Genomic DNA, 25121 nt, shown 5'->3' with positions numbered 1-25121 from the left:
GTGAAAAGAAAGTGAGCTGCTTTCTAAAGATAGGTTTTTTGTGTTCGGAAAATTTGTGTAATAGCTCCTTAAATCCCTGCGTGAGCTCAGTGATGAATATAAAAAAAATGCTCTTCACCACGGTAGTCTTTTGCCTGTTTATCCTGGCGGCCCTTGCAATCTTTAACCAGCCGCCAAGAGCTATCCATACCGATTATGCACCTGGTTGCCAGGTATATGGCTGTGCCTTACCGGTGGGTTTTAAAGGGTGGCCCCAGCTTTGACTCATGGACTTATTCTGAGTCCTGGCCAGTCACTCAAACAGTCGGATCAGTACCTTTGCTTTCGTCTCTTTCTTCCCAATCTGACAGCCCTGCAAGTGTCGTACCTGCGATGTAACCAAACGTCATGGTCCGAAAGCGCCTTTTATCAATTTGCTGTCGACCCTGAAATCAAAATTGCCTGACACGGCGCTCATTTTGGCTGGCGGCATGTCGCGCCAACGTGCGCAAGACCTGATCAATGACGGCCTCATCGACCTCGCTGTGTTTGGTACCGCTTACATCAGCAACCCCGATCTGGTGGCGCGCCTGGAGAACAACTGGCCTCTGACAGAAGCCAAGCGCGAAACCTTCTACGGCGGCGGGGCCGCAGGTTATGTCGATTACGCGCCTCATCAAGGGTAAGCAATCGCGACCTGGCAAGGTTCCAGTTCCTGAGCTATTGGCAGCCGTCACCGGTATTTGGTGCGGCTGCCTTTTCATGTCTGATGCAAACAGGTCTGGGCGGCGAGTCCAAGAGGACAACCAGGAGCCGTTCTGTTTTAGTACAGATCCACCGCGCCTTCTGTTGGAGAATTCCCCTATGCACCTCAAAGCGCACCGGTACTTTGCCATGGTTGCCGTGACCGGCAACTTCTCGGCGACGGCGCGACACTTTCGCGTCCCTGCGTCGTCCGTTTCACGCTTTATCGCAGCGCTGAAAGGGAGGTGGGCCAGCAGCTACTGTATCGCAATACTCGCACAGTCAAGCTGACGGAAGCGGGCGAGCGCTATTACGTGCAGATCCGCGAAGTATTGGAGTTGCTGGATGCCGCCGATGAGGACGTCACTGGTAAGGGAGGCGAGATCCGTGGTCTTGTGCGGATCAACGCGCCGGTTGCGTTCGGCAGTCTGCATATCGTGAAACTGTTGAATGGTCTGTATGACAAGTATCCGCAATTGACTGTTGAACTGACGGTCACCGATGCCTTTATCGACCCGGTTCAAGAGGGCGCAGACATCATATTTCGGGGGGGGCACTTGGGGGACTCCGGATTGATTGGCCGGAAAATTTGCAACCAACAATACGTTTTATGCGCTAGCGAAAAATACCTGGCGAAGTATGGGAAAGCCGTTTCGCCAGAGGATCTGCAGAGCCACGCATGTCAGGTCTACAAGGGAACCGGTGGGGCGCAGCGCTGGTATTTTAGGAAACCGGCCAGTGACAAGGTGAAAATCATCGAGGTGCATGGCCCGCTCAGAAGTAACAATGGCCAGGTACTGGTAGAGGCGGCGCTCGCGGGGCGGGGGATTGTGTTTTTTCCTTCTTGGCTCTTCAGTAGAGAGAGTTTAATAAACAAGCAGCTCATTAAGCTTTTGCCGGATTGGGAGGGGGCGGTCGAGCAGACGCCAAGCCAGATCCATTTGATTTCCTCCGAGAATCGACTCCGCTCTCAGAAAGTTCGCGTGGTGTGGGATTACTTCATCAGTGCGATTGGCGATCCGCCATATTGGGATGATCTGAATGGACAGCCGGCCGCCATCCGATGACTGCGCGGGTGTCTGGCGCACGAATGGGCATCGTCGGTTTGGGCCGTATAGGCAGAGCAGTGGCTGCACGAGCCCAGGCGTTCGGTATGAGCATTGCGTATACGGGGCGTGCTACTTCATTGAGTGTGGCGTGTATCTGTTCGTCAGTTCGAAAGATGCCAAAGCCGTGAGCGGGTTGAAATCGTGTCTGCCGGCCTGAAAAAAAGCTTACCCCCCCATTGAGGGTAGCCACTGCAACCGTGGCGCTCAGTAAGCTGTTGCTCGTGCACGGCATACGGAAGCCCTGCGAGTGGAGTGGCAATGAAAAACAATCAAAAACAACGGGTGGTCCCTGAGCCATCGGCTGTCGGCATGCCTCGCGTATTGCGCGCACACCAACCCGATAGCGAGGCCCGTGCGTTCCTGCGCCTGGCCAACTTATCCGCCAGCCTTCGCCCGGCAGAGAACTACTCGCTGCCCAGGTTGCGCCAGGGCTGGCGATTGACGGCACTTGCTCTGGGGCGCAATCCGCCTGTGAGGTCGGTGACTGAGCAACTGATCAAGGGACCGGGCGGTGCAATCGCTTTGCGCATCTTCAAACCTGACGAGGCCACGCAGCTGCAGCCTGCGTTTATGTGGTTTTTCGGCGGTGGGTTCATCATTGGCGATCTGGACACCGCCGATGGAATCTGCCGCAGCATTGCTCTGGCAGCCAACTGCATCGTGATCGCCGTGCGCTATCGTCTGGCGCCGGAGCACGATCTGTCTGCGGGGCGTGCCGATGCGCTCGCGGCGCTTGAATGGGTGGCAAAAAATGGCGAGCAACTAGGAATTGATACGACTCGCCTGGCAATTGGTGGCGACTCGGCCGGCGGCAATCTCTGTGCGGCCGTCGCTCAGGAAAGCCTGCGTCGCGGCGGCCCGGCCCTGAGTCTGCAAGTGCTGGTTTACCCGGCAACCGAGTTGGTGGATAGGTTCCCTTCCTATGCGGAGAACGCGTACGGGCGGACCCTTCTGACCGATCATGCGGTGCAATGGATCGAGCGAACCCTGGCACCCTCGCTCGCCACACTGGACTTGCTCGATCCCTGGTATTCGCCACGCCGCAACCCCGATATGCACGACCTGGCACCGGCCGTTATCGTCAGTGCCGGTTTCGACCCAATCCGCGACGATGGCCTGGATTATTCCGCCCGCCTGCGCGCTGATGACGTGCCGGTGGAACTGTTGCACTACAGCGGTCAGTTCCATGGTTTCCTCAATTTCGATTCGGTCAACGGTGCCAGCCGCGATGCGCTGCAGCGCATCGGCAATGCATTGAAGGGCGCATTCGCGCGGCAACCGGCGGCGGACCGGACGATTGAAATCGCTGACTGCCTGCCACGCAAGCCTTCGCGCCTGCGTACCGTCACCGACGAGCTCGCGACTACTACATTGACCACGTGGGTTGTCACCGAACGGTGGGGCATCGCCTTGTTACGCCTGCTGTCGCCAAAGGCGAGCAGAGCCTGCGAGGTGTTGATCAAGCCGTGGTGCTTGCCGACCGTCATGATGCGGCGCAAAGCCATTTGCAGTCTTGATCGAATGGCTGCTCGGCAAACCTGGCCAACAGAAAAAAACTGCACTGTGAACCCTTGATCGAGGAGTACATCATGGCATTGCCTGATCCGTTCAAACTGTATCGTGAGGCTGTCACCCGGTTCGAAAACGGCGTCAATGCCTTGGCCGCGCGAAATATCGACTCGAAAGAACTGGGTCTCGTGATCGACCAATACACCAGGGTTTCGCTTGGCTTGCAGCACCTGACGCAAACATCGCTGGAGCGTTTGTACAAGCGTCTGGACGTGCCAGGCCGTGGCGAAATCGACGCCCTTGCCGCGTCCCTGCGGCGGGTTGAAGACAAGCTTGACCGATTGCTTGCGCCGCCCACCAGCACGGCAATTGCACCTCGCCCCCCACGCACGCGAGGTCCACTGGCGGAAGCAGGCCCGGCGCTTCTCAAGCCGGCCTCCAAACGAAAAAAAAAGGAGGGGATCAAAGATGACTCGGCCGAATGACAACAAGGTCGCCGACTCGTCGTTGGCTGGCAGATTGCGCTCGGAGCTCGGCATGATGGTCCAGCGCGGCCTCAAGGGCATTGAGTATCTCGGCACCCCGCCACCGGCCGTAGGCCTGTCGCCCAAGACCCTGCTGCACCGCCGCGGGACCTTGTGCCTTTACCACTATCACGCGACAGCGGACGAGATTTACCGCGTGCCGTTGTTGTTCGTAATGGCGACGACCAGCAAGGCTGACATCTTCGACCTGACCAAGGGGCAGAGCCTGATCGAGTTTCTGCTCGCAAGGGGTTACGACGTCTATGTCATGGACTGGATCGCGCCCACCCGGGAAGAGTCCCACCTGAAGCTCGAACACTATGTGCTCGGCTTCATTCCCGATTGTATCCGTCGAGTACAACAAGACACGGGTGTGGAAGACGTCACGCTGATTGGCTACTGCATGGGCGGTGTCCTGGCGACAATTTACGCCGCACTGCATCCCGGCGGCCCGCTGAAGAACCTGGTCTGTTTCACCACCCCCATCGACTGGACGAAAATGCCCCTGGCCAAACAACGGCACATCAACATCGAGCGCTTGATCGATGCGACAGGCCTTGTCCCGCCGGAGACCATCATCAAAGCAATTGAGCTGCATCGCCCCGCGGGCCGTATTGCCGGGAAGGCCCGCCTCCTGGACAACTTGTGGAACGAGGACTACGTCAGGGGTTACCGGATGATGGCGCGTTTCAGTGCCGAGACCTTGCCGCTTTCCGGCGAATATTTGCGGCAGATTTACCACGAACTGGGTAAAAACAACTCACTTTGCGAAGGCGGCATGCGCATCGGTGGCCAAGAGGTTGATCTGAAAAATATCGAAGTCTCGTTACTGCACGTGATCGCGCAATACGACTCCCTGGTGCCACCGGACTGCGCACAACCGCTGGTGGCTCGCGTGAGTTCGCTCGACAAGGAGGAGCTGATGCTGCCGGGCGGTCATGTCAGCCTGGTGGCGGGGCCGGCCGCGGTCAAACGGATGTGGCCCAGGCTCGATCAATGGTTGGGCGACCGATCAGTCTGAAAACCAATGCTGCAGCCGGTGTGAAACCTCGGGTCATCCGTACAGGGTCGAGCGAGACGTGTAATTCGAGGGTGTTTGAGCGTTCTCCCGGTAGTCCCTGGCGGGCGAAACCATTGGCACGATCATCGGTAGCGGTGTCGGTGGCGCAGTCGGGCACGCCCTGATCAAAGCGTAGTGATTTGCCCATAGCGGTCTGGCTCAAACATCGACGGTCATTCAGGAGGGGCAGCGAGAGCTCGTTACCCCGGAGCATTCAAAACTTCATGTCAGAATTACACCAGTGTTTCCACGGTTCCAGTCAGCTGGTTTCGTGCATCACCCTGGCCGAAAGGGCGCGCATCGCCGTCACCATTAAACCAGTCGTAGCGCAGTTCCGGGCGCAGCGACAGGTATTTGTTGAAGTCGTAGCGCAGGCCGGTGGTCAGCGCATTGAACGCGCCACGAGCAATGGAAGAGGGGAACAGAACGTAGCCGTCCGGGTCGTCGAAATGCTCGGCCCGTACGGAAAACGACAAGTCCTTGCGTTGCTGGTAAGTCAACACGACGTTGGCTCCCCACCAATGCGCGCCATCAAAACCGGGACCGGTGACGATGTCCACGGTCGATGCATTGCCATCGCCCGATTGACGACCGTAGACCATTTCGCCGCCCATCGACCACCGCTCATTGAATTTGTGCCAGCCATTGAGCGAGTGCTGTTGCTTGAATTGGCCATCTTCGGAGATCACGCGGCCGCGGGGTGTTTGTATGTCGCTGCGACTGTCGTTTTGTGAATCGCCAACGAGAAACTCATAGTCGATCCAGGTGTTCATGTCGGGCGTGCGCCAGCGCAGGGCGCCCAGCATCGCCTTGCGGTCGTTGTTGTCGCGCAGGTTGTTCCAGCCTTGCACAACGCCCAACTCCGCACCGAGAATCCCGGACTCACCGTTGTACAGACGGGTGCCGAGCAACACGCCGCCGACGGTGCCGGGCTCGCTGACGAAGGCGTAGCTCTTGCTGCCAAAGGGATTGCGCGCGGCGCGGATGTTGGGCGGGATTTCATAGCCCCGTGCCGGGCCGAATACCCCGGCCATGGCGGTGATGCCAGGACCGTAGGGTAAGTAGGCGGTCGCGGCGATGTTCGGCACGGCGAGGAAATTCTGTTTGTCCCGCTGGGCTTTGGCCAGGTCGTCATCGCCGGGGGAGTTGACGTCCCAATGCATGTCCCAGCCCTGGGTGCGAGCGAATTGGGCGTTACGGCCGTAGTTTGCTTCGAAGGTAAAACCGAAGGAGGCTTCAGTCGGTTTCGGGCCGGGCAGGGGTGTGATGCGCGGCACCATGTCGCCTTTGAGTGCCTTGTCGACGAACAGATGCAGGCTGCCCCATTCCAGGCCTTCGTCGGCGAAACCGACCACGGGCAGGTTACTCAGGCCGTCCTGGCGCTCGTCGTGGGTTGAGCGGTTGTTGCGTGAGTAGGCGGCGTCAAACAGACCTGAGACCTGAATCCCGTAGTCCTTTTCCAGCGTGTCGCCGAAAAGGCTGCGAAACAGCGTGCCTTCGCCTGTCTCGGGGCTTTCGGCGGCGTGGCTATTGAGCGTTGCGAAGGCGGCCAAAACCGCACCAAGCGTTTTCACCTTGATGTTGTGCATTGTCTGTCTCTTGTTTTTGTTGTCAGAGTGCTGAAAGGGGGGGCATCCATGCCCCCGAGAAACCGGTGTCAGACGTGACAGGCCCGGGCGCCACTGGCGACAGGGGCGTTCTGCTGCAATTGCCGGCGCAGGGAGTCGAGGAGTTTCGGCAGGGCCGACAGTTGCGCTACTCCACCGAAGCAGTAGTAATCCGGGCGCACGACCAGGACCTTGAGCCCGGCTTCTGCCATGAACTGCAGGTACTTGCCGGAGACGTCGCGGTAGATGCCTTTGGCGCTGTTGGCCTGCGCTGCCAGTCGCACGACCTGCACGCCGTAGGCGCGAATGAAGTCCAGTTGCTGTGCATCGAGCAGTGTCAGCGGATCTTCGTCACCGCTGACCAGCAGGTGGAAACCGCGGTCGATGACGTCGTCGTAGCGGCTGACCTTGCCATCGATCTCGATCGAACCGTGTACTCCGAGAATGCCGCGCAATTGACCTTCCTCCTGCAACAGACCGTCGGTCAAACCCGGGAACGGTGGCAGTGGCGCCACGTTGCCGCTCAGGTACGCCGTGTCACGTTTGGCAGCCTTCACCGGATCGGACACACAGACCACTTTGCCCATGGCCATGGAGGCTTCGATCACGGCGCGGATCTGTGGCTTGCGTTCCAGGGTGTAGCTGTCCAGCAAACTGTTGTCCGCCAGGCCGCGCAGTAGCAGGTCGAGGCGCCAGGAGAGATTCCATGCATCGCGGATCCCCGAGCACATGCCCTGGCCCATGAACGGCGGCATCACGTGGGCCGCATCGCCGGCGAGCATCACCCGGCCGCTGTGCCAGTTCGCGGCAATGCGCGAGCGGAACTGATAGACCGCGTGGCGCACCAGGTCGGCGGTGTCCGGCGTGACCCAACGCGACAGCAGCGACCAGACCTTGTCGGTGTCTTGCAGGTCTTCGAGGGTCTCGTGGGGCAGGCGCATGAACTCCCAGCGGCGATAACCGGGGCCGCCAGGGACCATGGTGGTCGGACGCTCGGGGTTGCACCATTGGCCGATGTCCGGCACATCCAGTTCCACACCCGGCTTGGGCTGCAGGTCGACCACCAGCCAGTCTTCCTGGAACCCCAGGTCTTGCCATTCAATATTCAGTGACTGGCGCACGAAACTGTTGGCGCCGTCGGCACCGATCACATAGCGGGCGCGGACGCTTTGCTGCTCTTCGCCGAGCGAGAAGTTGCCGTCTTCGCGAATCACCCGATTGAGCATCATGTCGCAGCCATTGGCGTCTTGCTTGAGCGCGGTAGCTTCCCAGCCCTGATGAATCTGCACGTTGCCGATACTTTTGGCCTTGCGATCCAGTACAGCTTCCAGGGATGGCTGGTTGAACAGGTAACCGAACGGACCGTCGCTGATGGATTCGGCTGACCAGTCGATCTCCACCAGCACTTTCCAGTCGGCGTTGAACCACTGGTAGCGCGCCGATGGCTGGGAGATTTTTGCCAGCTCCTCACCAAGCCCCATGGAGAGGAAGATACGGCGGATTTCATGATCGTAAAAAACCGCGCGGGGCAGGGGATAAAGCGCCGGCCACCGTTCAAAGACGGCTACGGAGTAACCCATCTGGCCCAACAGAATGGCCAGGGTCTGGCCGACAGGACCGTAACCGGCAATGGCGACATCGACTGTGGTGTGCTGATTCATGACTGTACCTCGTGTACTTCGCAATGATTTCCGGACATGGCCGGGCCCGTCGCGCGGTTCAATGGAATCGCGCGATGCAGGAAGTCAGGTTTTTTAGAGGTGGCTCAGGTGGGCGCCGGAGCGTGCGCTTCAGTGTTGAAAATGAAGTTGTCCGGAACGTCCGGGCCCCACAGGTACAGGGAGTTTTCCGGCGGATAATCGCCAGCGGGCCATTCACTGCCTTCGGCGATGTAGTCCATGTCTGCCGAGTATTCGCAGAAGGAACCCCACGGGTCCTGCACATAATGGAAGTAGTTCGAGCCCAGGCAATGACGGCCAGTGCCCCAGCCTTTGGTGTGTCCCGCTGCGGCCATTTGCGCGGCGCCGGAGCCGACTTCATCAATGCTGTCGACTTCCCATGCCGCGTGGTGCCAGCCCTTGGCGCTGCTTTTGGCAAACGCCACCAAATGGTGATCGCAGCCGTGAGCGGCGTGACTGAAGGCGATGACGTCCATCGACTTGTCCGAGAGCTTCAAGCCCAACGCGTGTTCATAGAAGTGCAGGGCGCCGAGCACGTCCGGGGTGAACAACAGCACATGGGACAAGCGGCGAGGGCGGACCTGTGCCTGGGCATCACGCGTTGTTGCGCCACGGCTATTGGCGGGGGTGTCACTGCTGCGGTGGGCGGTCTTGTGGTCGGGCATGGTTTTTTCGCCGACCTTGACCTGCAACAGATTGCCGTCCGGATCACGGAACCAGATGCCGGCACCTGGACGATCTTCAAAACGGCCGCCCGCGGCTTCGATCTGCTGACGCAGCGCAGCGAAGTCCTGTTCGTAGCAATTGAAACTCAGGTAGGCCAGGGATTTGGAGGCAGCCGGCAGGATCTTCGCCCACACATGTCCGTCGGCCGCCCTCAGGAGAAGTTGGTCCGAGCCACGTTCTACGTCGAGCCCGAAGCTTTCAAAGAATTGGCAGGCTTCGTCCAGCGACGGAACGTTCAGCGCGTAGTGATCAATTGAATGCACACCATGGGACACGCTCATGATTGCCTCCATTTTTAATTATTGTAATTGTAGCGTGCAGGGCTTGAGGACAGCCCTGCACGAGTTTTGAACGGTGTTGTCAGGCTTCGTCGACTACCGGGTTGACCAGCTTGCCGATGCCCTCGATGGACACTTCGACCACGTCGCCGGCCTTGAGGTACACCTTTGGATTCATACCGAAACCCACGCCGGCCGGGGTGCCGCTGACGATCACGTCGCCGGCTTCCAGGGTCACCGCTTCACTGAGCGTGGAGATGATAGTGGCGACATCGAACAGCATGTCGTCGGTGTTGGCCGATTGCACGACCTTGCCGTTGACCCGGGTTTCCAGCAGCAAGCCTTTGCCGCCTGCTGGCAATTCGTCGGCGGTGACCAGGACCGGGCCGAATGCACCGGTGTCATCGAAGTTTTTGCCGACGGTCCACTGCGGCGAAATGAACTGGTAGTCACGTACCGAGCCTTCATTGAACAGTGCGTAACCGGCAACGTGTTCGAGCGCATCTTCCTTGCGAATGTGACGACCGCCACTTTTCAGGACCACGGCCATTTCACCTTCGTAATCGAGGGTGTCGGAAACGCGCGGACGCACCAGCGGTTTGTTGTGGGCCGTCAGGCTGGAGTTCCAGCGCGGGAACAGGGTTGGGTAGCTTGGTTGAGCGTAAGGCGACTCTTTGGTGTGGTCGGCGTAGTTCAGACCCACACAAACGATCTTCGTAGGGCGCGCCATCAATGGCAGATAAGCGTCTTCGGCGATGTCGACCAGCGCCCCGTTGGCTTCGGCACCATGGGTAGTCAAGTCGACGCCGCGGGCCAGCAGCGATTCAAGAGATTCGGTACCGAGCACGCGCACGCCTTCGGCAGTGACGACACCCAGGACAGGTTGACCTTGATTGAGGAAGCGGACGTAGCGCATGACGGTTTCTCTTGTTGGATTTGAAAAGGGGCGGCGCTCAAAGGCAGCCGATCGCGTAGTCACTAAGCTAAAACCAATAAAATATATCGTCAACAAAAAATATATATTCCTGCAGATGTGAGAAATTTTGCCTTCTGTGTATGATTCAGCAGAACAAGGCGTAAGGAGTCGAGCGTGAATTCCCCTCAGATCAGTTGGCAACCCGTAGACGTCGCGGAAAAACGCACGATGGCCTCGCAACTCGAAGCCAGGATTCGCCAGGACATCATCAACGGCCAACTGGCCCCAGGCAGTCGCCTGCGCCTCAAGGAGCTGGCCGACGCCTATGACGTGGGTGTGATTCCCTTGCGTGAAGCCTTGTCGCGCCTGGCCAGCAGCGGCTTCGTTTCGGCGGCGGATCAGAAGGGTTTCAGTGTCGGGCGAATTTCCGCAGCGGAAATCGCCGACATCACCGCTGCACGATTGCACATTGAATGCAAAGCGTTGGCCGACTCCATTCGTCAGGGTGATGTGGAGTGGGAGAGTCGGGTCCTCGCCGCTCATCACAGGCTCGATCGCTTGACCATCGTCGAAGGCCCGGAGCGCTTGCTCAAGCCGGAATGGGAAAACGCCCACGAACTGTTCCATCAGGCGTTGATTTCCAGCTGCAATTCACCAACGCTCCTGCGCTTGTGCACATCACTGCGCGATCAGACCGCGCGCTATCGCTTTCTTTCGATGCATTACAAAGAGAGCAGCCAGCGTGATGTTCCCGACGAACATCGACAGCTGATGGATGCGGCGCTGGCCAAGGACATCGACAAGGCGTGCGAACTGTTGTCCAGCCATTATCAGACCACTACCAACTCGGTGTTGAAGCACGCGTTATTGGCTTAAGCCTCAATACTCAGCGGCAAGCCTGGAAATCGAAGCTTTAATGCATTCGCAGTAAAAAGAATGTTTTGATGGCGAAACGCCCTGTCGTCGGGTGTACGCGAACGGAGGAAGGACCTTCATGGGGTTATCCGATTCGCGAGCGGAATTTTTTTTGAAATCAAGGGGTTGCCAGCCTCAAAAAATGAGTACATAATTCACGCCATCGAAAGCACTGACGGCTAAAAAAGCTCAATGTTTTCAAGGAGATAGGGTGTTAATTAGACTCTCTTTCCCCGCTCCAAGTTTTTACGCATTTGATGTTGTGCTACTGACAGCAAATGTTTTGAGGCCGAGTAGCAAAATGGTTATGCAGCGGATTGCAAATCCGCCTACGCCGGTTCGATTCCGACCTCGGCCTCCACTTATAAACAGGCTCCGTAGATCTATGATTTACGGAGCTTTTTTATTTGTAATACTTGCAAGATTTAGTCTTGAAAAGGGGTTTTGTAAACTTGCTTCACCGGGGCGGGATGTATATTCTCCCACCTCTGCTGCAAATGCGTCAGGACGGCCAGAGTGTATTTCGGCAAGTTTTAGACGGCTTCACCGCGCTACCGCCCGAATGGCGAAACTGGTAGACGCATGGGACTTAAAATCCCCCGCTCGTAAGGGCGTGCCGGTTCGATTCCGGCTTCGGGCACCATTTAAAATCAAGGGTTTGCGGGCGAAAGCTGATGCAAACCCTTTTTTGTTTCTGGTCCGCAGTTTTGGAGTTGGTCCGGAATTCACTTGGTTGGCGAAAATTTTTTGCCTTTACGGTTGCGGATGTACTGCTCCGTCATAACAACGGTGGTATGCCCAAGTTGATCTTTGGCTTGCATCATGTCACCACTGGATTCTGCCTTATCCGTACCGGCTTTTGCTCGCAAAACGCGCATTTTAAACTCCGGTTTGGAAACACCAGCGGCCTCCCTGGCCATGTCAAACCTCCTGCGCAACATCGCCACCGTCATCGGTGCGCCATCCTCTGACACGATCAGCCGCGTCGAGCGGACCTTGTGCCCCGACTTTCGGGTCATGATTCGATCAATCAATACCTTCAACTCACCAGTTACCTCGATTCGTCGTTTAGCCTTTGTTTTCCCCTGAAGTAACCATATTTGGCTGTCGCGGACATCGCGCTCGTCCATCAGTCGTGTGTCAGTCACTCGTTGTCCGGTCAGATAGGCCAAGTCCATGGCATCTTGCAGGCCGGTATCAGCCTTATCGTGCACGCGCTTGAGCAGTTCGACGTAAGTATCCCGACCGGTCTCTTTATTACCCTTGACACCAGCGCAGGGGTTGGCCAATGACGTGTAACCCTTGTCTCTGGCGTAGTTCCATATTGCGCTCAGCAGCGCCTTTTCTCGATTCGCTCGGACCGGTGCTGACTTGCGCCTGCCGCGTTGGGCAACATCTTCCCCACCGAGTGGTTTGCCGGCGACATGTCGCCGATTCCCGACGCGGTGAAGCCGTTCCCGCACCTACTGATTCTCTACCCCCTGAAGGTCAATGAACGGCCTTTCTACTTTAACCTGGACACGGCAGCCTTCGATGAACTGCGCCGGCAGACGGCGTTTCGCTGGGCCGCGCAGGAACGTTTGACCCGACGCCCGGCGCAGCAGGCATACCTGGTGGAGTCGGTCCTTGCTATCCATGTCTGCACCTATCATCCCTTGGATGGGTGGCAAACGCCGCCTGGCCGATCGCCTCATTCCGTTGTTTCCACCCGATGAATGCTACGTCGAAGACTCACCGACAGCGCGCCGCCCGATTTTTCTACCTGCAGCACCATGCCTTCGCGGGCAAGGTCTCCGGGCAAACCTTCGGCACCGCCACCACCACCCCGTCGATCAACCTACTTCGTATCGAAGAAAACCTCTCGAACGCTTGGCAACGCCTGGCCGGTACCTACGTGGAAAACCTGCCGTGGTTGGAATGCGCCGAGCGCTATGACCGGGCGCACACCTTCCATTACATGGATCCCCCGTACTGGCAGACCACAGGCTACGGGGTGGATTTTCCGTTCGAAAACTATGAGCGCATGGCCGACTTCATGCGGCGGTGCAAGGGTAGGGTGATGGTCAGCATCAATTTGTGGATTCAACCGGTCGATGCAACACAACTAAATTCTGTGTAAGCAGAAGGAGTGTTGCAGATGAAACAGAGACCTCGGATCTATTACACCGAAAGCCAGAAAAAACTGATGTTGGATCACTGGCACAAAGGTGACTCTCTCCAGCACATAGCCCAACTATTTGATCGAAACCATTCATCGATACACGCATCTTGGCGCAAACATTCGGTATCAGACCCGCTGTACGCCGCAGGTCCAGATTGGCGCTGACGTTGGCTGAGCGCGAAGAGATTTCGCGTGCAGTGGTGGCAGGTAACTCGATCCGTTCCATGGCCGCCTGTAGCCGTACTACCCCAACAGGTCGCGAAGCTTTTGCGCGAATTCCATTTCGCGCTTCAGACCGTCGTCGTTTTTCAGGGTTTCGAGCTCGGCCAACTGGGCGGCGAACTGTTGTTCAAGTGCACGGAATTATGCGAGACGGGACATTTTCTGCTCCAGTTCAGGTTTGTTCGAATAAAGGCCGACCGCTCTAGAATGACCATCTTGGGTGACTTCGCACTGAAAACGTTCTAGTATCTGAGCGCTGAAGATGTCACTGAGCCATCAAGCGTACTAGATCGTAATATAGGGAATTCAGTTTGAACAAAGTAAGCTTTTTCGCAGCAGCAGCTCTGTCTGTCGCACTACTCAGCGGCTGCGCTGGCGTGCAGAAAGTCGCAGACAAACTGGACATGAAGACCGGCACCTACGTATCACCTGAACAGCTGGCTACTTTCGTCAAGGGCAAGACCCGCCAGGCCGACGTGATCTCCGCAATCGGCTACCCGCCGGCTCGTAACGAGATCAGTGGCAAGGAAATCTGGACGTACAACTACACCCTGATCACCGCTATCCCTTTCGTCGGTGAGAACAAGTCGGAGTCGACCGTTTTCGAGTGGAGCAAAGCAGGCGTGCTGGCCAATGCCTACAAGGCAAATGGCACCGCTGGCGGTAGCAGCAATCCAATGCTGAACGCAGCCGGCCTGTAATTAAAAGCCTCTCTGATATGCTCGGTGATGCTTCGTTTTCGACATCGATAAGGATAATTGTGTGAAACAAGTTAATTTTTTTGGCGTGGCTGCACTGACCCTGGCACTGGGCATGCTCGCTGGCTGCGGCGAAAAAAAGATTGATGGCAGCTCGTACGAATCGTTCGGTGAATCGGTTCAGGCAATGATGAAGAGCCTTCCTGCCGATAAGCAGCGTGAGTTCTCGTCGACAGTGACAAAAGCAATGGGACTAGGCGTCGCTGAAGAGGGTAAATCTTTTGCGCAATCCGTTGACGGAAAAAATGCTGAAGAACTCATGGCCTACGCGAAAGCTGGTATCGAAAAAAAGAACTTCGGCGGTAATAAGCCTATTCAATTCAGACCATAAGTCTTAGGTTGCGAAAAAAGCCGAGGCCACGGCCTCGGTTTTTTTGATGCCAATGTGTCGTCAAGCCATTCCTGTCGACAGACAATTCTCGTTGTCCGCTAGGCTGAACTCGTTCCTTAGAATGCCGTGTCGCTTCATTTCTTGCAGGTAACTTCTCTAGAAAGGTCGCCCGGTCGCTCACCCAAACGCTCTACCAACCTAACGAGATAGCCGTCGGGATCCTGGACGATGAATTCGCGCTGGCCGACTTCTACATTGTTAGCCCGGTACCAAGTGTCTTTGCACTCTAGATAGAGTGGAAACCCAGCCTGACCAAGTTTTTGGATGATGGGTGCGACAGCCACAACGTCAATCTGGATGTTGATTCCTCTTCCAAACGGCTTTGTCAGGGGGGCCGTTAGCCATTGGCTGGCGTGCGGGTCAACCTGCTCAAGCATTACTTGTGCACCGTTATAGTCCAGGTAAGCGAAACCGTCTTCTGGGCGTTGATAGGCCACTTCAAATCCAAGGCAAGAATCCCAAAAAGCCAGACTGCTATCCAGGTCAGTGACCATTAATTCCGGAACCAGTTTGCTACGTTCGAACATGAGTGACGTCCATTTCAATCGGCTCATTCGCCGGGAGGGAGCATTGTAAAACGTTGATCGGCGAAATCAGACTCTGCTAGCGGGGCGGGAAAGGGCAGCCATCGATGGCGCTGGAGCCCATCGGTGACGTATTACCTGCAAAGGCCGAAGCGGCCTGCTATCGATAGTTCGACTATTCTGCCATGGCGGCGTGATTCATACCAAAAAGCCTCCAGAGTTCCCGGGGCGGTTCATAATGAAAAGCTGCGATGTAGAAACTAATGTTTGTAGTAGCCACGGATTACATTGGCAGGCCAGCGAGATTGGTAAAGCTCATTTGATGAGGTTACGCGATGCATCGCATGGTGAGACACGTTCTCGCAGTAACAGCCATCGCAGCCGCGCTCGCCGGCTGTGCCTCCCAGCCTCCGGCAACAACGAGCCTTGACTACAAGAGCCGCGCCGTGACGCGCAGCGATGGCGGCTTGCGCGTGTCGACCGCCGTACTGTCGGCCGCAGAAAGCGAGGCGGTCTACGGCGTGCCTCTGGCGAATACATCGATACAGCCAGTCTGGATCGAAGTCAAAAATCGGGAAGACCGCACCTACTATCTGCTTTCGCCGGGCCTCGATCCAAATTTCTTCCCTGCATCCGAGGCGGCCGAAGCGTTTTTTCCGGGTGTTCCGCTGGACGAGCGGACGGCGCTCGACCGGCACTTTCGTCGGCTGGCCTTTCGCAATCCTGTCGCACCTGGCACGACAACCTCGGGCTTCGTGTTGACCAATCTCGACGAGGGGTTCAAGTTCGTTAACCTCGATCTGGTGGCAGACGGGCGGGCGAGACATTTCTCTGTCCTGGCCATCGTGCCGGGACTGCGCACCGATTACCACATCAGCGAAGTGTTCAGACAGGGCATCTATCCTCCAGAAGACATTGTGAATTACACGGATGACGCCAGTTTCCAGGCGGCGCTGGAGGCGCTTCCGTGCTGCGTCACCAACGAAGAGGGCTCCAGAAACGGCGATCCGCTGAACCTGGTGATCGTCGGCGGCCTCGATGATGCCTTCCCCGCATTCGCGCGTCGCGGCTGGCGAGGAACCGAGGAAAAGTGGTCGGGGTCGATCATGAAAATGGTTAATTCGGCGCTTGCCGGCGAACGCTATCCCTATGCTCCGGTGAGCGATCTCTATCTATTCGGCCGAGCTCAGGACCTTGCCTTGCAAAAGGCGCGTGACAACGTCCACCAGCGCAATCACCTGAGGCTGTGGCTGAGTCCGATGCAATATCACGGCAAGAAGGTGTGGGTCGGACAGATCAGCCGTGATATCGGCAGCCGGTTGACCGTGCATTCTGCGACGCTGACGACGCACAAGATCGACCCTGACGTCGATGAAGCGCGCAGTGCGCTGACACAGGATATGGCGTATTCGGTGACGCTGGCCAAATTCGGATTTGTGAAGGGTGTGGGGGCGGCTACCAAGAGCGCACCGCGCGAGAACCTGACAACCGATCCTTACTACACGGATGGCCTGCGCTGTGTCCTGGTGTTCGATCACACGCACACTTCCCTGGCGCAAATCGAATTCTTTCTGTCAAAGGGAATCTACGAGAATGGCGGACAATCACCGGGGCGGGTCAAGCCATGAGCCGCTTGACATCGACGCCATGCGGCTGGGGTACTCTGCGATGTGCAATGCGCTGCTTGTGCACCGTGGGTTGTGCAGCGGTTCTTGCGCTCGCCGTTGCTTGTTCGACCTGGCAGGCACCTGCCGATTTCAGTACTGCCGAGTTGCGTGAACGTGCGCAGACGGCCACCAGGCACGAGATACGCGTCAGCGCTGCCGTGCTCAGTGCCGAAGACAGGCGGCGCATGCTGGGGTTAGAGTTGGACAAGACACGCGTGCAGCCCGTGTGGGTCGAAGTCCAGAACCAGACTGTCGAACCGCTCTTGTTGTTGCAGCCGGGAACCGATCCCGACTATTTCTCGCCACTCGAAGTCGCCTGGTCCATGCATGGCACATTCGCCCCGGCAGCGAACGCGCGCATCAATGCACACCTGGACCAACTGGGGTTCAAAAATCCCGTCCTGCCAGGTGAAACGAAGGCGGGCGTGCTGTTCATCAACCCTGAGCGCGTTACGCGGCTGCTGAATATCGATCTGCTGCAGAGAAAGACCCTGATCCCGTTCTCCCTCTTCTTGCGGGTACCCGACGATGCCGGGGAAAAATGGTTTGCCGAAGGCTTGTTTCAGCATCAGGGTTCCGAGATCAAGGACTATGACGATCTGGCCGCGTTGCGTTCTGCGTTGGAGCGCCTTCCCTGCTGCGCCGCTGACGCGAACGGCCGGACGAGCGGCGATCCGTTCAATGCGATTCTCGTCGGCGAGTTCGCCGATATCGCCACCGCATTTGTGCGTCGCGGCTACCGGCGTGCCGCGCACCCCGTAGATGCGGCCGAACGTGCATTCGGCCGCATGCCCGATGCCGTGGTTCGCAAGCAATCGCAAGCCGGAGCGCCGGCGACTTGGGTGCGTGTGTGGATCACGCCTATGCGCTTCGAAGGTCACTCCGTCTATGTCGCGCAGGTCGCAAGACCGACCGGCGGACGCTTTGCACCGCGCGAGGCACAAAACCTCGTTTTGCATGAGGACGTCGATGAGGCGAGAAATTTCCTGATCCAGGACATGATGTATTCGGCCGGTCTGGACAAGCTCGGGTTCGTCACCGGCGTCGGTCCCACGTCCCAGGCACAACCGCGAACGACGTCCAGCGGCGCCCATTACTTCAGCGACGGTCTGCGTGCGGTCATGTTCTTTGCGACGCGGCCGCTCAGCCTGTCACAGGTTCAGATGCTCGATTGGGAACCGTATCTGGACTGGCGCGAATCGCCTGCACGCAAGGAGGTCGACGATGCCCGCAAGTGACCTGTTCAGCCGGCCGGATGACAAAGCCAGCCGTTGGTGCGGTGCCCACCAATTGTTGTGCAGCGCGGGAATGGTATGGCTGCTGATAGCAGGTTGTCATGCGCTCACTGCCTGCACACCCGCGCCGCTGATTGCCTACTCGACGGATACACCACCGCTTGTGCTGGTCCCTGCGTCGCAGGCCGGCGTGAAGGACAAGCGGGCGCGCTTTCGCGAGATTTTCTGCTCGATCCTCGACAAGCGAGGAAGTGCCTTGCCCGATAGCCGCCCTTGCGAGGAGGCACTGACGCGCGTCGGAATCGAACCTGGTGGCACTGGCAAACCCGTTAATCTCGGTCAATCGAAACGCCGTCTGATCGGCGCTGTGGTAGCCGGCGTCGGCTACGAATGCTTCGAGCAATGGCTGCAAGCGCCCGGCAGCGTAGCAACTCATCTGCGTCAGTTCGGATATGACCTGGTGCAGATGAAGGTCGACGCCTTATCGAGCTCCGCAAAGAACGCACGACAGATACGCGACGCGATCATGGCGATGCCAGCCGAAGCCGGACCGCCGCGCCTCGTCCTGATCGGATATTCGAAAGGCGCGCCCGACATTCTCGAAGCAATGGTCGCTTACCCGGAAATCCGCCCCCGCGTGGCGGCAGTGATCAGCGCAGCCGGCTCGGTCGGCGGCTCGGCGCTGGCCAACGATGCAGAGCAGTACCAGGCTGACCTGTTGCGGTACTTTCCCGGTGCGACTTGCGATTCGGGTGACGGTGGCGCGATCGACAGCCTGCGACCCGCAACGCGTAAGAGCTGGCTGGCGCAGAACCGGCTGCCGTCCGATCTGAACTTCTATTCGCTCGTTACCTTCCCGCAGCCGGATCACATCTCGGCCGTGCTGAAATCGAGTTACAACAAGCTGGCGCGCATCGATGCCCGCAACGACAGCCAAATGATCTTCTACGATCAGATTGTGCCTGGCAGCAGCCTGATGGGCTATATCAACGCCGATCATTGGGCACTGGCAGTGCCGATCGCCAGGACGCATTCAACCCTCGCTTCACTATTGGTGACACAGAATGCCTATCCGCGCGAGGCGCTGGCGGAGGCGATGCTGCGCTTTGTCGAAGAGGATCTGGCGACCTCTTCTTCGCGCTGATCCGCTCCCTCACGTATCGGCGCTTAACCCCCAAAAAGCCGATGGCGAGCTTTTCTAGCTTATTTTCAGTAAGGGGATAGAAATGTAGAGCGTCAGTGCTACGCCACCCGTTGGTACTGAAGTCTTTGCGGTTTGATCACTCCCAAGACTAAACCCGTCTTGAACAACGGCAGGTACTGTGTCTCCATGACAGTAGACACAATGCCCCAGGAGGCCATACTGATTTGAGGTGTGGAGGTTGAAGTTTTCAGTACTGTTGCTGGCTTTAAAAGATGTTGGCGCTGATGCAGTTTTGATCCGGACTGACCTACCTGAATACTCGGTAATCGAGGGTCTTATGCGTGTCTTCATAGACCGCCTAAGGTTCAGCTGAAGTCAGCGGTTTGGGTCATAACCACATCAGCACCAACAACCGGCTGCGATAGTGGCGGTTTTTTCGGTCAGTGATCCGCTTCTCCCTTGATCGCCAAAACGCTGCAGGGCACCTGATACAGAACATGCTCCGTGGTACTGCCAATCAGTTTTTCTACCCCTTTGTGATGGGTATTTCCCATTACGAAGACGTCTGCTCGAGAATGAGTGGCAAAGTCAACCATCGCTTTGGCTGGCGGCCCTGCGATGAAGTGTTGTCGCTCAACTGGCACGTCGTACCGTCCTGCCAAGGCAACAAAGCACTTTTCAAGAGACCGGCGCACTTCGTTGCTGAAGCCTGGCATCGTCACGGCGCCAGCACCTGCATCAGAGAAATGTGTGTGTGTCAGTTCATAGGCATATAGCATGTGCAACTCAGCATCACATTGCGCCGCCATTTCGTTAGCCGCCTGAATGATGCTGTCGTTGATTCCGCTGATTTGACCCTCTGGATGCGATGGGTCAATCGCCGCGACAATCACCCGAGGAAGCGGACACCTGACTTCGCTGACCAGATGTATGGGGGGCGCACATTCGCGCAACAACTGCCAATCCAAGGGCGTGACGAATACACGTTTGAGCGCTGATTCATGATGTACGTCCTTGATAATCAGGTCCGGCTGCATTTCAGCCACATGCCCAAGGATCTCTTGCAGCGGGTCACGGCTCAATGCAACTTCGGTGGTCACATCGATGCCCTTCCTGCGCATGAGTTCGGCCTCATCCGCCAACCACTGCAGGTTCTCCTGCCGACAACTTTCACGAAGTGGTTCACTGTTGCTCATTAACCGCATAAGGTCGAAGTCTTCGATGAACACCGCGATATGCAGCGCTGCGCCTGTAGCGTCGGCCAGTGCGATTGCCCGCTCCATCGCCGGCGAGTGACGCATGGTTGGACCTGCGATCAGAAAGAGTCGTTGATACTGTCTCATGTGACACCTCCAAACGTTCTGGGTTATCCACTAGCGCCCCCAGCACTTTCGCTTGTCCCACCATTGGCGATCTTTCATCGCCTCAACTACCTGGATCGACAATATCAATATACGCCTGCATTACTGGCTTACCAGTTGCCACGCCTGTCGAAGGCTGTAGCAGATCTTTTCATCATGCGGGCGATTGCTCCGGGTTTGTTTGGCGTCGTCCCATGTTAGATAGCATTGCGTGGTGTGCATGCGGGTTTCTGAGGCTCAAACATACGACCGTGGTCACCGCCATCGCGGTGACGCTTGGACTGCCATTCACCTTGACGATGTGACTGGCGCCGTTCTTCTTAAAGATGAGAATCTGACCTGCCTTATCGCCAGAAGTAGCAGCGAAAAACTTTAATTTTCAAGATTTTTTCAGCGTGCCAGGGTTTTGATGTGCATAGGGTATGGCACAAAAGTGGCCTCCCTTCAATGAGTTGTAGAATCGTGATTGGCAAGATTCGTAAATTTCTTAACCGACTCAAAAATAGCGAATTCTTTTCAATTCTCATCGGCGAGGATTGGCCACGTGCCACCAGAGAAGATTCTCGTCAATCGCGATATGGAAAAGCAGACAAAAGAAACGAAGTCGGTGCGAATTCTGGCACCGAGTGAGAGATTGGTTGAGTTTGGTCCGAAGCCTAGAACCTCAAGTGAATACTAAGTTGCGCCGGGCTCTAAGGGGTGAGGCTACGGCCGTAGCCTCTAATAAAAAGTGAAGCTAGTGAAAAACGCCGGACTCTTCCGCGCTTTCGAGCCTGTCTTCTTGAGGGTTGTTTTCAAATTTCGCTGCTTTTTTGTAAATCAGGCGGTCCTTTTCGTTTCTCTCCTTTGCGTCGTTGAAAACTTCAAGGGTGTCGTCGTCAATGACTTTTACGTGCATTGATCGAGAGCTTTCATCGTCCCAAAGCTCTACATAGCCCGAGCGCTCACTCTGCCTGGCATAAAGCTCGTATGGAATAGTCCGAACTTGTTCCTTGTTGTAATAGAAGCGTTGCATTCCGAAGTAAAGCCCGTTTACAGCTCTGTCACTTGTGGCGGTGGGTATTGGATTTGGAATTGAAGTGATGATGAAGCCAAAACCGTTATCAGCGACCCACTTGTAACCGTCTATCACTTTTTCCAAAGCTTTAATTTGAACGCCATATTCCCTGCTATTTCTATCCTTGGGCAGCTCCTGGTATTGAAAGTCCAGCTGAGCATACGCAACATTCGAAAAGCCGAGGAGGCAGCTGAATGCGACTGCGATCTTTAACTTCATTCCATTTTTCCCTGTTAATTTCGGTCGCATCAAGATGATGGCCAACGGCCATTTTTGCGTAAGATCGACGTCTTTTCAAACGTCTGGCGATCTCCAAACACCTTGGTGGTTGATGGCGTGCTTCGCGTACCGGACACCATCAGGTGAGCACGCTTGTGGTCAAGGGTACAGATCCCCGGTAAAACGTGAAGAGAAGCGAGCCGCCGGTCCTCCGCGCGGTCAAGAAAATCGAGTTTTTCGCAAACGAGTGGTATGCCTTCAAATTATCAAAGTGGGTGAAGGCTAAGAAGGGCGCCGCTGAGGAGGGAAACTTTACCTCGCAAAGACTTGGTGCCGACGTCAAGGGCTGGTGTACCGGCTGTTTGAGGGTGATCGTGAGGTGCGGAGCGCTCAACATTGCTTGCAAGGCCGGATCCGGTTGAACGAAATATTTCGTTTCGACTTCGCCTGCGACAATTTTCAGGAGCAGGCCTTGGCTGGTCAGTACGCAGAACTCTGTCCGGGCCGGTCAGCACTCTGATTTTTGGTCGCAGAATGAGCTCGACTAGCTCCTCGTGGGGGGGGCGTTGCGTGCGGTATTCAGAAAATACTCCTCGCCAGCAGTTAGCTGAGAGGCTTATCGTTTAATGCAGTTAGATCCTGAGCGAGAAGCAGAGATGGAAAACGCGTTTCGAAACCCCATGTTTGCCGCTGGAATACCAATGGCGATTGTCGGACTAGGCGTTGGTCTGAACCATTTGCTTAGGGACGTAGCCTTCGGTTACCTGGCTTTTGGCCTGTTCATCTCAGGCTGCACCTTGTTGCTGATTGGGTGGATTCAGAGGAACAAGTGATAGGCTCGACGTCTGTATGGGGCCTGCATCGATTGAGTTCATGATGACTCAGCGTGGACGCGGTCGGTCAGTTATCCCGTCCCGTCGTAGCAGGGATCACGGCACTATTCGTAGCCAGATCCACCATCGGCGACGGTAGCAGCAGTTCGACCAAGCGCTTGCTTTCATCATCGCCAATCGCTTCAAGGCTGTCGGCGGACGAGACAAGTACGCTGCCGTGGAAAGATGAAGGTTTGATCGAGGGAGAGGGCGCATGTCGTTGCGCCCTTGACCGCTCAAAGAGACTTAAGAGGGTTTCCTTTTTTTCTGATGAACTCATTTCCTAGTGCAGCTGCGCCTGGCGCATTCAAATGAGAGCCATCCAGCCGGAATATGATTTTTCCGTTAACGACAGGTGAGCAAGTCTGTTCACACAAGACATCGTTTGGATCAATCAATATGACCTCTGGAAAGCGTTCCTTTATTTTGTATTCAATTCTGTCTGTCTTCTTTTGTACCGGTGGAATCAGGACAGTGGAAAGGGCTGTGTGGTGCAGCTTCATCTCTCGCATTTTACTGACGGTTGCCCGACCGATTTCGGCGAAGGGTTGAGCAAGTATTACAACCTTTACACCAGAATCCAGGAAAGCTTTAACGGTATTGAATTGTAGCTCTTCAACGTCGTCATTGATGTCGCTAATATTTGAGTTGTGGACTCTAAATCTGACTTGCCAATCGGCATAACTGTTCCAGAAGTTAGATAAAATGACGATTTTTTGTTTTTTTGCCATCTCAAAACGCAATGTGTTGTATGTCGCAATTTTCAGTGATTCTTCATTGGATATTTTGTTCTGCATATCCATCACGAACACACCTGGTATTGCAGGTGTAGAGCCTGCCGTGGTGTCGTGAATCATCAAGCCTGCGTCCTTTGCCAGTACATCAACAAAAGGGGCATAGGCGTTCGCAAAAGAATCCCCTATCAGCATTCCGTCCATTGCCATTTTGGTCACACCCAAGTGGCACTCGTCGGTATTGCCCACTTGCAAAGTGCTAATGCATTGGGCGCGCTGCACGTGCGACGTATTGGTCTCTTCCAGTTCTGCCACCAACTCGCCAGCTCGAGCACGAAAACCGTCATTCTCAATGATCACGTAGGTCATACTGCCGATGGCCACGAGTGGTACCAGATACATGGTGGCAACGATCGTTTTGAACCCTTTTGCGCGCATTGACCGAAATGGCGTCTCAACCAGGTGATAGCTGATGGCAGAGGCTGCAAAAGCAAACACCATCAGAATTGCCGCGTTGAAGTGGGTCAGTTCGATACCGCGGTACTGAGCCAGGACCAGCACCGGCCAATGCCACAGGTAAAAGGAATAGGACACCTTGCCAACGTAGCGAATCGGCGCGAGGCCGAGAACTTTGGTACCAATGCCGGTTTGCGACTTGAACCCGGCCGCGATCACGAACGCTGTACCCAGACATACAGGTAATGCGTTGAGTCCCGGGAAGGAAAAAGATTCATTCATCAGTAAAGCGCTACCGATGATAAGGATCAAGCCGACGATCGAGAGTGCACCAGGAGCGCTTATCAGTCGTGCGACCCGGTGTTGATAGAGCGCCAGAGTGCATCCGATCATCAGTTCAAAGAACCGAAATGGCAGAAGTAGATAGGCCGCGTTTTTATGGTCGACCGCATAAATTTCAGAAGCTACAAGAGACCCGACAAAGATCGCGGCAATTACGCATCGGGCGGTCTTCTTGCTTCCTGCCCACGCCAGTCCCAACAGAATCACAGGCCACACGATATAGAACTGTTCTTCTACTGCGATTGACCAGGTGTGCAGAAGAGGTTCTGTGCTGGCAGATCCAAAATAGCCAGTTCCCGAAAAAAAGTAGATATTGCTGGCGGCAACCATCGAATAAAGGGCGCTTTTGGCGTACGACAACAGATCGTCCGGCATAAGGTACTGATAGCAGTAGGCCGACAAACATAACAGCATGAAAGCGTAAGCAGGCAGAAGACGTTTTATCCGTCGAACATAAAACGACTGAAACGAAAACCGGTCTGTCAGAATTTCCCTGCGCAGAATGAATGTGATCAGGTAGCCCGAAATAACAAAGAACACGTCTACACCGACGAACCCACCGAGGACCGGGAATTTTGCGTGATACAGGACCACCAACAGCACAGCGATGGCACGCAGGCCATCGATGTCGGGGCGATACTTCGGGTGAGTGGTATCGTGGGGCGCTAGCCTGATGGCTTGTTCAGCAGAGGACGTCATTTTTGGCATTATTCCAAGTGTCAGTTGGCCGCTATTTAAGGCGTATGCATCCTACTCGTATCAGGATTGTTTCAAAAGCTCGGTATGAGCTCTGTCACTGTTGCCTTGCGAGCGTTGATGCCATGACCAGGGAAGCCCGGTGAGGGAGGAGACGCAAGTGATGGGTACATCATCATAGAAGTCTGCGATTTCCCCCCCAAAAATCTGCAAATAATTCGCGCCAGCCAGGTTCC

The 25121-nt window shown here is 56.1% G+C and carries 20 protein-coding genes, 2 tRNA genes and 5 pseudogenes; 17 read left to right on the top strand and 10 right to left on the bottom strand.

Going from position 1 to position 25121, the window contains the following annotated elements; genetic code table 11:
* The first annotated feature begins 470 nt into the window (after window positions 1-470).
* The 6 genes from AD668_RS17450 (at window position 471) to AD668_RS17430 (ending at window position 4886) form a co-directional block, all read left to right on the top strand.
* Window positions 471-665, top strand: coding sequence for a hypothetical protein (locus tag AD668_RS17450; protein ID WP_177330209.1), 195 nt, complete (start codon window positions 471-473; stop codon window positions 663-665).
* Window positions 666-968: 303 nt separating this feature from the next.
* Window positions 969-1790, top strand: a complete 822-nt coding sequence (locus tag AD668_RS17445) for a LysR family transcriptional regulator (RefSeq protein ID WP_256220701.1) — start codon at window positions 969-971, stop codon at window positions 1788-1790.
* Window positions 1787-1960, top strand: a complete 174-nt coding sequence (locus tag AD668_RS30030) for an NAD(P)-dependent oxidoreductase (RefSeq protein ID WP_371259811.1) — start codon at window positions 1787-1789, stop codon at window positions 1958-1960. Before AD668_RS17445 ends, AD668_RS30030 begins: the two co-directional genes overlap by 4 nt.
* Window positions 1961-2090: 130 nt before the next feature.
* Window positions 2091-3407 carry an alpha/beta hydrolase gene (locus tag AD668_RS17440; RefSeq protein ID WP_053160795.1) on the top strand — a complete coding sequence of 439 codons (1317 nt, stop codon included), beginning with the start codon at window positions 2091-2093 and terminating at the stop codon, window positions 3405-3407.
* 14 nt (window positions 3408-3421) lie between these two features.
* A complete protein-coding gene (locus AD668_RS17435) occupies window positions 3422-3826 on the top strand; it encodes a hypothetical protein (protein WP_053160794.1) in 405 nt (134 codons plus the stop codon).
* The gene (locus AD668_RS17430; protein ID WP_053160793.1) at window positions 3810-4886 is read left to right on the top strand and encodes an alpha/beta fold hydrolase; all 1077 of its coding nucleotides are present in this window, start codon (window positions 3810-3812) and stop codon (window positions 4884-4886) included. The genes AD668_RS17435 and AD668_RS17430 overlap by 17 nt, the downstream gene beginning before the upstream one ends.
* A 272-nt stretch (window positions 4887-5158) precedes the next feature.
* Here the strand turns inward: AD668_RS17430 and AD668_RS17425 are convergent, their stop codons facing one another.
* The 4 genes from AD668_RS17425 to AD668_RS17410 all read right to left on the bottom strand — a co-directional run bounded on the left by AD668_RS17425 (window position 5159) and on the right by AD668_RS17410 (window position 10131).
* The gene (locus tag AD668_RS17425) at window positions 5159-6514 is read right to left on the bottom strand and encodes an outer membrane beta-barrel protein (protein ID WP_053160792.1); all 1356 of its coding nucleotides are present in this window, start codon (window positions 6512-6514) and stop codon (window positions 5159-5161) included.
* Window positions 6515-6582: 68 nt separating this feature from the next.
* A complete protein-coding gene (locus AD668_RS17420) occupies window positions 6583-8193 on the bottom strand; it encodes a bifunctional 3-(3-hydroxy-phenyl)propionate/3-hydroxycinnamic acid hydroxylase (RefSeq protein ID WP_053160791.1) in 1611 nt (536 codons plus the stop codon).
* Window positions 8194-8297: 104 nt separating this feature from the next.
* Entirely contained in the window at window positions 8298-9218 is a 921-nt protein-coding gene (locus AD668_RS17415; RefSeq protein WP_053160790.1) for a VOC family protein, read from the bottom strand.
* Window positions 9219-9297: 79 nt separating this feature from the next.
* Window positions 9298-10131 carry a fumarylacetoacetate hydrolase family protein gene (locus tag AD668_RS17410; RefSeq protein ID WP_053160789.1) on the bottom strand — a complete coding sequence of 278 codons (834 nt, stop codon included), beginning with the start codon at window positions 10129-10131 and terminating at the stop codon, window positions 9298-9300.
* 174 nt (window positions 10132-10305) lie between these two features.
* On the opposite strand from AD668_RS17410, the gene AD668_RS17405 reads away from it, so the two are divergent.
* The 3 genes from AD668_RS17405 (at window position 10306) to AD668_RS17395 (ending at window position 11689) form a co-directional block, all read left to right on the top strand.
* Complete coding sequence (locus AD668_RS17405; RefSeq protein ID WP_256220699.1) at window positions 10306-11007, top strand: GntR family transcriptional regulator; 702 nt, start codon at window positions 10306-10308, stop codon at window positions 11005-11007.
* A 326-nt stretch (window positions 11008-11333) separates the two neighbouring features.
* A tRNA-Cys gene (locus AD668_RS17400) sits at window positions 11334-11407 on the top strand.
* Between the two features lie 195 nt (window positions 11408-11602).
* Window positions 11603-11689 (top strand) — tRNA-Leu (locus AD668_RS17395).
* Window positions 11690-11771: 82 nt separating this feature from the next.
* Here AD668_RS17395 and AD668_RS17390 read toward each other — a convergent pair.
* Window positions 11772-12431, bottom strand: a pseudogene (locus AD668_RS17390) (tyrosine-type recombinase/integrase); the annotation flags it as partial.
* Between AD668_RS17390 and AD668_RS29520 the strand changes: the two are divergent.
* From AD668_RS29520 to AD668_RS30025, 3 pseudogenes are all read left to right on the top strand, one after another.
* Window positions 12429-12653, top strand: a pseudogene (locus AD668_RS29520) (phage tail protein); the annotation flags it as partial. The pseudogenes AD668_RS17390 and AD668_RS29520 sit on opposite strands and share 3 nt — an antisense overlap.
* 28 nt (window positions 12654-12681) lie before the next feature.
* Window positions 12682-13120: pseudogene (locus tag AD668_RS17380) on the top strand (hypothetical protein); the annotation flags it as partial.
* 63 nt (window positions 13121-13183) lie between these two features.
* Window positions 13184-13437, top strand: a pseudogene (locus tag AD668_RS30025) (IS30 family transposase); the annotation flags it as partial.
* 16 nt (window positions 13438-13453) lie between these two features.
* On the opposite strand, the pseudogene AD668_RS30020 reads toward AD668_RS30025, so the two are convergent.
* Window positions 13454-13588, bottom strand: a pseudogene (locus tag AD668_RS30020) (transcriptional regulator); the annotation flags it as partial.
* A gap of 152 nt (window positions 13589-13740) precedes the next feature.
* Between AD668_RS30020 and AD668_RS17370 the strand changes: the two are divergent.
* Window positions 13741-14130, top strand: a complete 390-nt coding sequence (locus AD668_RS17370) for a hypothetical protein (RefSeq protein ID WP_053160786.1) — start codon at window positions 13741-13743, stop codon at window positions 14128-14130.
* Window positions 14131-14191: 61 nt separating this feature from the next.
* Window positions 14192-14518, top strand: a complete 327-nt coding sequence (locus AD668_RS17365) for a DUF6694 family lipoprotein (protein WP_053160785.1) — start codon at window positions 14192-14194, stop codon at window positions 14516-14518.
* Between the two features lie 134 nt (window positions 14519-14652).
* Here AD668_RS17365 and AD668_RS17360 read toward each other — a convergent pair whose 3' ends face one another.
* Window positions 14653-15105, bottom strand: a complete 453-nt coding sequence (locus AD668_RS17360) for a VOC family protein (RefSeq protein ID WP_053160784.1) — start codon at window positions 15103-15105, stop codon at window positions 14653-14655.
* A 332-nt stretch (window positions 15106-15437) separates the two neighbouring features.
* Here AD668_RS17360 and AD668_RS17355 point away from each other — a divergent pair, with 332 nt between their 5' ends.
* From AD668_RS17355 to AD668_RS17345, 3 genes are read left to right on the top strand one after another with little or no spacing between them, the layout of a single operon-like run.
* Window positions 15438-16730, top strand: coding sequence for an LssY C-terminal domain-containing protein (locus AD668_RS17355; protein WP_053160783.1), 1293 nt, complete (start codon window positions 15438-15440; stop codon window positions 16728-16730).
* The gene (locus tag AD668_RS17350; RefSeq protein ID WP_218187258.1) at window positions 16727-18007 is read left to right on the top strand and encodes an LssY C-terminal domain-containing protein; all 1281 of its coding nucleotides are present in this window, start codon (window positions 16727-16729) and stop codon (window positions 18005-18007) included. The genes AD668_RS17355 and AD668_RS17350 overlap by 4 nt, the downstream gene beginning before the upstream one ends.
* Window positions 17994-19148, top strand: coding sequence for a hypothetical protein (locus AD668_RS17345; RefSeq protein WP_053160781.1), 1155 nt, complete (start codon window positions 17994-17996; stop codon window positions 19146-19148). The genes AD668_RS17350 and AD668_RS17345 overlap by 14 nt, the downstream gene beginning before the upstream one ends.
* A gap of 440 nt (window positions 19149-19588) precedes the next feature.
* Here the strand turns inward: AD668_RS17345 and AD668_RS17340 are convergent, their stop codons facing one another.
* The 3 genes from AD668_RS17340 to AD668_RS17325 form a co-directional block, all read right to left on the bottom strand.
* Window positions 19589-20491: a universal stress protein gene (locus tag AD668_RS17340; protein ID WP_053160780.1), complete on the bottom strand. Its 903-nt coding sequence runs from the start codon at window positions 20489-20491 to the stop codon at window positions 19589-19591.
* A 754-nt stretch (window positions 20492-21245) separates the two neighbouring features.
* Complete coding sequence (locus AD668_RS17335; protein ID WP_053160779.1) at window positions 21246-21785, bottom strand: hypothetical protein; 540 nt, start codon at window positions 21783-21785, stop codon at window positions 21246-21248.
* Window positions 21786-22893: 1108 nt separating this feature from the next.
* Window positions 22894-24888 (bottom strand): acyltransferase family protein, encoded by a 1995-nt coding sequence (locus AD668_RS17325; protein WP_053160777.1) that lies wholly within the window; start codon window positions 24886-24888, stop codon window positions 22894-22896.
* Window positions 24889-25121 lie beyond the last annotated feature (233 nt).

Source organism: Pseudomonas sp. P1.8 (genome assembly GCF_001269805.1).
Classification (GTDB): domain Bacteria; phylum Pseudomonadota; class Gammaproteobacteria; order Pseudomonadales; family Pseudomonadaceae; genus Aquipseudomonas.
This window is presented reverse-complemented; position numbering and strand designations above follow the sequence as displayed.

Excerpts from the sequence above, each read along its gene's own strand:
- AD668_RS17450 (WP_177330209.1), top strand. The coding sequence starts at position 471 with ATGTCGCGCCAACGTGCGCAAGACCTGATCAATGACGGCCTCATCGAC.
- AD668_RS30030 (WP_371259811.1), top strand. The coding sequence starts at position 1,787 with ATGACTGCGCGGGTGTCTGGCGCACGAATGGGCATCGTCGGTTTGGGC.
- AD668_RS17440 (WP_053160795.1), top strand. The coding sequence starts at position 2,091 with ATGAAAAACAATCAAAAACAACGGGTGGTCCCTGAGCCATCGGCTGTC.
- AD668_RS17435 (WP_053160794.1), top strand. The coding sequence starts at position 3,422 with ATGGCATTGCCTGATCCGTTCAAACTGTATCGTGAGGCTGTCACCCGG.
- AD668_RS17430 (WP_053160793.1), top strand. The coding sequence starts at position 3,810 with ATGACTCGGCCGAATGACAACAAGGTCGCCGACTCGTCGTTGGCTGGC.
- AD668_RS17425 (WP_053160792.1), bottom strand. The coding sequence starts at position 6,514 with ATGCACAACATCAAGGTGAAAACGCTTGGTGCGGTTTTGGCCGCCTTC.
- AD668_RS17420 (WP_053160791.1), bottom strand. The coding sequence starts at position 8,193 with ATGAATCAGCACACCACAGTCGATGTCGCCATTGCCGGTTACGGTCCT.
- AD668_RS17415 (WP_053160790.1), bottom strand. The coding sequence starts at position 9,218 with ATGAGCGTGTCCCATGGTGTGCATTCAATTGATCACTACGCGCTGAAC.
- AD668_RS17410 (WP_053160789.1), bottom strand. The coding sequence starts at position 10,131 with ATGCGCTACGTCCGCTTCCTCAATCAAGGTCAACCTGTCCTGGGTGTC.
- AD668_RS17360 (WP_053160784.1), bottom strand. The coding sequence starts at position 15,105 with ATGTTCGAACGTAGCAAACTGGTTCCGGAATTAATGGTCACTGACCTG.
- AD668_RS17355 (WP_053160783.1), top strand. The coding sequence starts at position 15,438 with ATGCATCGCATGGTGAGACACGTTCTCGCAGTAACAGCCATCGCAGCC.
- AD668_RS17350 (WP_218187258.1), top strand. The coding sequence starts at position 16,727 with ATGAGCCGCTTGACATCGACGCCATGCGGCTGGGGTACTCTGCGATGT.
- AD668_RS17345 (WP_053160781.1), top strand. The coding sequence starts at position 17,994 with ATGCCCGCAAGTGACCTGTTCAGCCGGCCGGATGACAAAGCCAGCCGT.
- AD668_RS17340 (WP_053160780.1), bottom strand. The coding sequence starts at position 20,491 with ATGAGACAGTATCAACGACTCTTTCTGATCGCAGGTCCAACCATGCGT.
- AD668_RS17335 (WP_053160779.1), bottom strand. The coding sequence starts at position 21,785 with ATGAAGTTAAAGATCGCAGTCGCATTCAGCTGCCTCCTCGGCTTTTCG.
- AD668_RS17325 (WP_053160777.1), bottom strand. The coding sequence starts at position 24,888 with ATGACGTCCTCTGCTGAACAAGCCATCAGGCTAGCGCCCCACGATACC.